Source organism: Pseudomonas sp. YuFO8 (assembly GCF_035065025.1).
GTDB classification, from domain to species: Bacteria; Pseudomonadota; Gammaproteobacteria; order Pseudomonadales; family Pseudomonadaceae; genus Aquipseudomonas; species Aquipseudomonas putida_AE.
Genome location: NZ_JAXDEQ010000021.1, coordinates 107,652 through 114,081 on the forward strand (window position 1 = coordinate 107,652; position 6,430 = coordinate 114,081).

The 6,430-nt window shown below is 62.5% G+C and carries 7 protein-coding genes; 4 read left to right on the top strand and 3 right to left on the bottom strand.

The window, feature by feature from the left end:
• Window positions 1-15 precede the first annotated feature (15 nt).
• Window positions 16-435, bottom strand: coding sequence for a rhodanese-like domain-containing protein (locus tag SOP95_RS19390; protein ID WP_274076892.1), 420 nt, complete (start codon window positions 433-435; stop codon window positions 16-18).
• Window positions 436-536: 101 nt separating this feature from the next.
• Between SOP95_RS19390 and ftrA the strand changes: the two genes are divergently transcribed.
• Entirely contained in the window at window positions 537-1,517 is a 981-nt protein-coding gene (gene ftrA / locus SOP95_RS19395; RefSeq protein ID WP_323607988.1) for a transcriptional regulator FtrA, read from the top strand.
• On the opposite strand, the gene cobF is transcribed toward ftrA, so the two are convergent.
• Both cobF and SOP95_RS19405 read right to left on the bottom strand, forming a co-directional pair.
• Entirely contained in the window at window positions 1,500-2,255 is a 756-nt protein-coding gene (cobF, locus tag SOP95_RS19400; RefSeq protein ID WP_323607990.1) for a precorrin-6A synthase (deacetylating), read from the bottom strand. The two genes, ftrA and cobF, sit on opposite strands and share 18 nt — an antisense overlap.
• Complete coding sequence (locus SOP95_RS19405; RefSeq protein WP_323607991.1) at window positions 2,255-2,827, bottom strand: histidine phosphatase family protein; 573 nt, start codon at window positions 2,825-2,827, stop codon at window positions 2,255-2,257. The genes cobF and SOP95_RS19405 overlap by 1 nt, the downstream gene beginning before the upstream one ends.
• Before the next feature lie 344 nt (window positions 2,828-3,171).
• On the opposite strand from SOP95_RS19405, the gene SOP95_RS19410 reads away from it, so the two are divergent.
• The 3 genes from SOP95_RS19410 to SOP95_RS19420 all read left to right on the top strand — a co-directional run bounded on the left by SOP95_RS19410 (window position 3,172) and on the right by SOP95_RS19420 (window position 6,300).
• Window positions 3,172-4,188 (top strand): arginine N-succinyltransferase, encoded by a 1,017-nt coding sequence (locus tag SOP95_RS19410; RefSeq protein ID WP_323607992.1) that lies wholly within the window; start codon window positions 3,172-3,174, stop codon window positions 4,186-4,188.
• Between the two features lie 61 nt (window positions 4,189-4,249).
• Window positions 4,250-5,281: an arginine N-succinyltransferase gene (gene astA, locus SOP95_RS19415; protein WP_323607993.1), complete on the top strand. Its 1,032-nt coding sequence runs from the start codon at window positions 4,250-4,252 to the stop codon at window positions 5,279-5,281.
• 149 nt (window positions 5,282-5,430) lie between these two features.
• The gene (locus SOP95_RS19420; protein WP_274076886.1) at window positions 5,431-6,300 is read left to right on the top strand and encodes an isocitrate lyase/PEP mutase family protein; all 870 of its coding nucleotides are present in this window, start codon (window positions 5,431-5,433) and stop codon (window positions 6,298-6,300) included.
• The last annotated feature ends 130 nt before the right edge of the window (window positions 6,301-6,430 follow it).

The following is a 6,430-nucleotide window of genomic DNA, read 5'->3' on the forward strand; positions in this document are numbered from 1 at the left end:
GCGTTTACAGGGGGGTCAGCAGGCGCAGCCAATAGCGGCATTCGCCGCACTCAACTCGAACCCTTCATCCAGCCACCCGGTCACGCCGCCAATCATTTCCTTCACCGGGTAACCCAGCGCCGCCAGCTTCACCGCCGCCTTGTTCGCGCCATTACAGTGGGGACCTGCGCAATAGACCACAAACAGACTGGTTTTCGGGTAACCGCGCAAGCCTTCGGCAGTCAGCAGTCGCCCCGGAATGTTGATCGCACCCGGCACATGCCCCCGATCAAAGGCCAACGGCCCCCGCACATCCACCAGAATGAAATCGACTTCCCCAGCCTGTTGGCTGGCGTAAACATCGGAACAATCGGTCTCGAATGTCAGGCGGTTGCTGAAATGCATCAAGGCAATGGCCGAAGGGGCGGCGGGAATTTCGCGAACGAGGCTGGTCATGGGCAAGGCTCCGGGATGTCGGTGGGTGTGAACAGACTTTATCTGCCCACCATCAACGGCTAAAGTGGCGCACAAGACACTCACCGGGAACTTTCCGCCAAATGCATTTTTCTCCAGGACTGGTCGCGATCCTCGCCTACGATGGCTTGTGTACCTTCGAATTCGGCATCGCCGTGGAGATCTTTGGCCTGGCCCGGCCGGAGTTCGACTTCCCTTGGTACAGCCATCAGATCGCGGCCGTCGATCAAGGCCCGATGCGCGCCATGGGTGGCATCCAGGTACTGGCCGATGGCGGCCTGGAACTGCTGCAAGAGGCGCGGACCATCATCATTCCCGGCTGGCGCGATCGCCAGGCTGCAGTACCCGAGGAGCTGCTGACCGCCCTGCGCCAGGCCCATGCCCGGGGCGCGCGGTTGCTGTCGATCTGCTCGGGGGTGTTCGTGCTGGCCGCCACCGGTTTGCTCGACGGTCGCGGCGCCACCACGCACTGGCGCTACACAACGGAACTGGCCGAACGCTTCCCGAACATCCTGGTGGACCCGGACGTGCTCTATGTCGATTCGGGTCAATTGATCACCTCGGCCGGCAGCGCAGCCGGCATCGACGCCTGCCTGCATCTGGTGGCGCGGGACTTCGGCACCCAGGTCGCCAACTCGGTGGCGCGGCGCCTGGTGATGTCACCGCAACGCACCGGGGGCCAGGCGCAGTTCATTCCGACGCCGGTCAGTGCGACGCCGCGCAGTGATCTTTCGCGTGTCATGCAGTGGGCACGGGAGCGATTGCACGAACCGCTGGAGGTTCGCGACCTGGCCAGCGAAGCCGCCATGAGCGAGCGCACCTTCCTGCGCCGTTTCACCGAAGCCAGCGGGCTGTCGCCCAAGACCTGGTTGCAACATGAACGCCTGGGCCGCGCCCGGGAATTGCTGGAAAGCACCGACCAGCACACCGAGCAGATCGCCCGGCACTGCGGTTATCGTTCGGTGGAAAGTTTCCGCGTGGCCTTTCGCAACGTGGTCGGCGTGCCGCCGTCGGTGTACCGGGAACGGTTTGGGCGCACCCGTGCTTCAGGGCTTGCGCAATAGATAAGTGTCCATGATCCAGCCGTTGGCCTGCCGGGCCGCCTTGCGCACCCGCTCGATCTGCTGCGCCACCTCCCCGAGCTTGCCGCTGATGAGGATTTCATCCGGCGTGCCCAGATAGGCGCCCCAGTAGATCTGCGTCTGCTGGTCCGCCACATGCTGGTAGGCATCCTGGGCATCGAGCATCACCACCAGGCTGTCAACATCGCTCACCTGCCCCGCTGCCAAGCGCCGGCCGGTGGTGATCTCGACCGAACGGCCGATCTGATTGAGGGGCACCTTGTGCTGCGCGGCCAGGGCCTGGACGCTGGTGATGCCGGGGATCACCTCGAACTCGAAAGTACAGGTGCCTGAAGCCAGGATCGCCTGCAGGATACGAATGGTGCTGTCGTACAGCGCCGGGTCGCCCCACACCAGGAAACCGCCGCACTGGTCATCCGCCAGCTCCTCATTGATCAGGCGCTCGAAGGTCCGCTGCTTGGCCAGGTTCAACTCATCGACGCTGGTCTTGTAGTCCACTTCGCCACGCTCGCGCTCCGGGCTCCGGGCCTCGACAAAGCGGTAGTGCGGATCGGTGATGTGGCGCTCGCATAGCTCGCGGCGCAGGTCGATCAACTTGTCCTTGTCCTGGCCCTTGTCCATGATGAAAAACACATCGACCCGATTCAGCGCCTTCACGGCCTGCAGGGTGATGTAGTCGGGGTTGCCGGCACCGATGCCGATGACCAATAGTGTTTTCATCAGGACATGCCCTCGTTATCGCTGCACGGCAGCCGCAGCCGCCAGCAACCATGAAACTGCAGATCTATCGTCGACAGCGGCTCGACATCGATCAGGTTGAAGGCCGCCCCCTGCAGAACATGCATCAACGCGGCACGCAGGATGAATGGATGGGTCACGGCAAGCACATGGCCGGGCAACGCTTCCAGGGTTTTCAACCAGGCGGCGACGCGCTCGCCGACTTGCACCACCGACTCGCCGCCGTGGGGCGCTGAGCGCGGGTCGGCGAGCCAGTCCTTTAGTGATTCGGCCTGGTTTTTCTGCAGGTCGTTGATGCGTTTACCGCGCCAATCGCCGAAGTCACAATCGCGCAGGTCTGCGACGACTTCCACTGGTTTGCCGAACAGCTCGGCAGTCTGTCGGGTGCGCAACTCCGGCCCGCACAACAAGCGCGAGGCCTCCTTGAAGCGTGCCCCTCGGGAACCCCGCGCCGCTTGCCAATCCATCTCCAGGGGTTCGTCCACGGGAAAGCGTGCCTGTTTCTGTGCAAGGGTTCGAGCGTGGCAGATCAGGGTCAATCGGGTCGCCTGCACGAAAAAAAATCACTCTGTTGGATAGAAAGGAAAATCGGCACCTGGCCGTAAGTCATTGCCCAATTGTGCCGTAAGAAAGTTCGTCAGGGGTTGTCATTTCAACGATTCAAACACGCTTCAAGGGCGACACCCTACACGATTCTTCAACATCCCCTTCATCCGCCGCTGACAGCTATTTCCCGCCTGTTCGACCTTGGAAAAGTCCCGTCAAAATTAACTAGACATGTAGTGCGCTCTATACAAATACTGTTTTCAACGGATTAACGAAACACCTCATCCAGCAGGAGCCGGGATGCCCTCATGCGAAGGCCGGTCGCCGAGCTCTTTGATACAGGAGTGCACCCATGCTGGTCTTGCGCACCGTGCAACCCACCGACCTGCCCCAATTGCAGCGTTTGGCCCGCGAAAGCCTGGTGGGCGTCACGTCCTTGCCCGATGACAGCGCCCGATTGCGTGACAGGATTGTCGACGCCTGCACATCGCTGGATCAAAACGCCGAGTGTCCCGGCCCGCAAAATTACTTTTTTGTCCTGGAAAACCAGGCGGACGGGCGCCTGGTGGGCTGCTCGGAAATCGTCGCCACGGCCGGTTTCAGCGAACCCTTCTACAGCCTGCGCAACCGCCCTTTCACCAGCGCCTCGCGCGAGCTGAACATCGAGCACGGCGTGCCTGCCCTGTCGCTGTGCCACGACCTCAACGGCCACACCTTGCTGCGCGGCTTCCATATCGATTCGGCGCTGGTGCGCACGCCCCACTCCGAACTGTTGTCGCGGGCACGCCTGCTGTTCATTGCGGCCCATGCACAACGCTTTGCCGACGCGGTGATCAGCGAAATCGTCGGCTTCAGCAGCGATGACGGCCAGTCACCCTTCTGGGATGCCGTGGGCAAGCACTTCTTCGACCTGCCCTACGTCGAGGCCGAGCGGCTCTGCGGCCTGGAAAGCCGGTCGTTCCTCGCCCATCTGATGCCGCAATACCCGATCTACGTGCCGATGCTGCCCCAGGCCGCGCAAGACTGCATCGGGCGCATCCACCCCGATGGCCAGGAAGCCTTCGATATCCTTGAACGCGAAGGGTTCGAGACTACCAGCTACGTCGACCTGTTCGATGGCGGCCCGACCCTGCAGGCACGCACCGGCGACATTCGCTCGATTGCGCAGAGCCAGACCGCGCTGGTCTCGCCCGTTTCATCCATCGATGCCCGCGGTCGGTATCTGGTCAGCAACGATGCGCTTGGGCACTATCGCGCCATCGTCGCCGATCTCGACTACCGCGCCGGTCAACCCGTGGGGCTGGACAGCGAGATGTGCCAGGCGCTGCAGGTGACTGAAGGCAGCAACGTCCGGCTGATCGCGCTGTGAGTAGCAAACGCCAGGATCCCCGTCGACAACACCCGAACGGGCTTGCACAAGGCACGCCCGCATGATCCTGCGCCCGGTCCAGGTGACCGACCTGCCCGCCCTGCTGGCGCTGAGCCGCCTGGCCGGTCGCGACTTGACGCCCCTGGTCAATGAAGAGCGCCTGACCCACCGCTTGCGCTGGGTCCAAAGAACCTTCGCCGAGCAGGTCGAACGCGCCGACGCCGATTACCTGTTTGTCCTTGAAGACGACGACCAGCAGGTGCTCGGCGTCAGCGCCATGACCGGCGCGGTTGGCCTGCGCGAGCCTTGGTACAACTATCGGCTCGGGCTGACGGTCAGTTCTTCACCCGCGTTGGGTATTTCGCGGCAAATCCCGACCCTGTTCCTCAATAATGAAATGACCGGTCAATCGGTACTTTGCTCGCTGTTCCTGCGCCCCGACCAGCGCCGGGGCAGCAACGGCCGCCTGCTCACGCTGGGACGCCTGTTGCTGGCGGCGGAGTTCCCGCACCTGTTCGGCGAGAAAATGATCGCCGAGCTGCGCGGAAGTGCCGACGAAAAAGGTTGTTCACCGTTCTGGGACAGTGTGGGCCGGCACTTTTTCAAGATGGATTTCAGTCATGCCGAGCATTTGTCGGGGCTGGGCAACAAATCGTTCATCGCCGAGCTGATGCCACGGCAACCGCTCTACACCTGCCTGCTCACCGAACGGGCCCAAGCCGTGATCGGCAAGCCGCATCACGATGCCGAGCCGGCACTGAGAATCCTCACGGCCGAAGGATTCTCCCACCAGGGCTTCATCGACATCTTCGACGCGGGCCCGGTCATCGAAGCGCCGGTTTCGGCCATTCGCACCGTGCGCGACAGCCGACTCCTGGCATTGGCGATCGGCCCCCCGGACGACCAGGCACCGACCTGGCTGATCCACAATCGTCGCCTGGAAAACTGTCGCATCACCGCCGCCCCGGCGCAATTGAGGGGCGACAGCCTGCTGGTCGACCGCCTCACCGCCAAACGCCTGCAGCTGCAACCCGGCGACTCGGTGCGAGCAGTGGCGCTGCCCAACCGACAGCAGCAGGCCGTGGCGGCGTAAAGGCGCCCTGCCTCGCCACAAGATTGACGCCTGTGGCCGGAAAACCGCTAAATTCGTCATCATTCCTGACCTGCCCCCGTGATAGCCTTTCACATCTTCGGCGTTGACACTTTTGCTCAAGCCCTTCCATTTCCATTGGTGGAACTCATATGTCCAGGCTTTCTCATCAAGATTTGCGCCGCAATTTTCGTCAACTGTTCGCGTCCAACACCTGCTACCACACCGCGTCGGTCTTCGACCCGATGTCGGCACGCATCGCCGCAGACCTCGGGTTCGAGGTGGGGATCCTCGGTGGCTCGGTCGCGTCATTGCAGGTACTGGGCGCCCCGGATTTTGCCCTGATCACCCTCAGCGAGTTCGCCGAACAGGCCACCCGTATCGGCCGCGTCGCCCAATTGCCGGTGATCGCCGACGCCGACCACGGCTACGGCAACGCACTCAACGTCATGCGCACCATCGTCGAGCTGGAGCGGGCCGGCGTGGCCGCCCTGACCATCGAAGACACCCTGTTGCCAGCCCAATTTGGCCGCAAGTCCACGGACCTGATCACGGTCGCCGAAGGTGTCGGCAAGATTCGTGCGGCACTGGAAGCCCGGTGTGACCGGGAAATGGCCATCATCGCCCGCACCCACGCGGGCATTCTGCCGGTCCAGGAGATCATCAGCCGCACCAAGCAGTACCAGGCCGCCGGTGCGGATGGCATCTGCATGGTGGGGGTGAAGGATTTCGACCATCTGGAACAAATCGCCGAGCACCTGAGCGTGCCGCTGATGCTGGTGACCTACGGCAATCCATTGCTGCGTGACGACAAACGCCTGGCCGAACTGGGCGTGCGCGTCGTCATCGACGGCCACGGTGCCTACTTCGCCGCGATCAAGGCAACGTACGACAGCCTGCGCGAACAGCGTCAGATCTTTACCCAGGCATCGGACCTGAGCGCGACTGAACTGACGCATACCTACACCCAGCCGGAGGAATACATCCGTTGGGCGGAAGAGTTCATGCACGTCAAAGAGTAATCGCACCCAAAAAACCTGTAGGAGCTGGCTTGCCAGCGATGACGCCAGCACAGCCAACACCTCCGTCGTCTGACTCACCGCCTTCGCTGGCAAGCCAGCTCCTATGTATGGACTCGCCCCCACTGTCTAC

Excerpts from the sequence above, each read along its gene's own strand:
- SOP95_RS19390 (WP_274076892.1), bottom strand. The coding sequence starts at position 435 with ATGACCAGCCTCGTTCGCGAAATTCCCGCCGCCCCTTCGGCCATTGCC.
- ftrA (WP_323607988.1), top strand. The coding sequence starts at position 537 with ATGCATTTTTCTCCAGGACTGGTCGCGATCCTCGCCTACGATGGCTTG.
- cobF (WP_323607990.1), bottom strand. The coding sequence starts at position 2,255 with ATGAAAACACTATTGGTCATCGGCATCGGTGCCGGCAACCCCGACTAC.
- SOP95_RS19410 (WP_323607992.1), top strand. The coding sequence starts at position 3,172 with ATGCTGGTCTTGCGCACCGTGCAACCCACCGACCTGCCCCAATTGCAG.
- astA (WP_323607993.1), top strand. The coding sequence starts at position 4,250 with ATGATCCTGCGCCCGGTCCAGGTGACCGACCTGCCCGCCCTGCTGGCG.
- SOP95_RS19420 (WP_274076886.1), top strand. The coding sequence starts at position 5,431 with ATGTCCAGGCTTTCTCATCAAGATTTGCGCCGCAATTTTCGTCAACTG.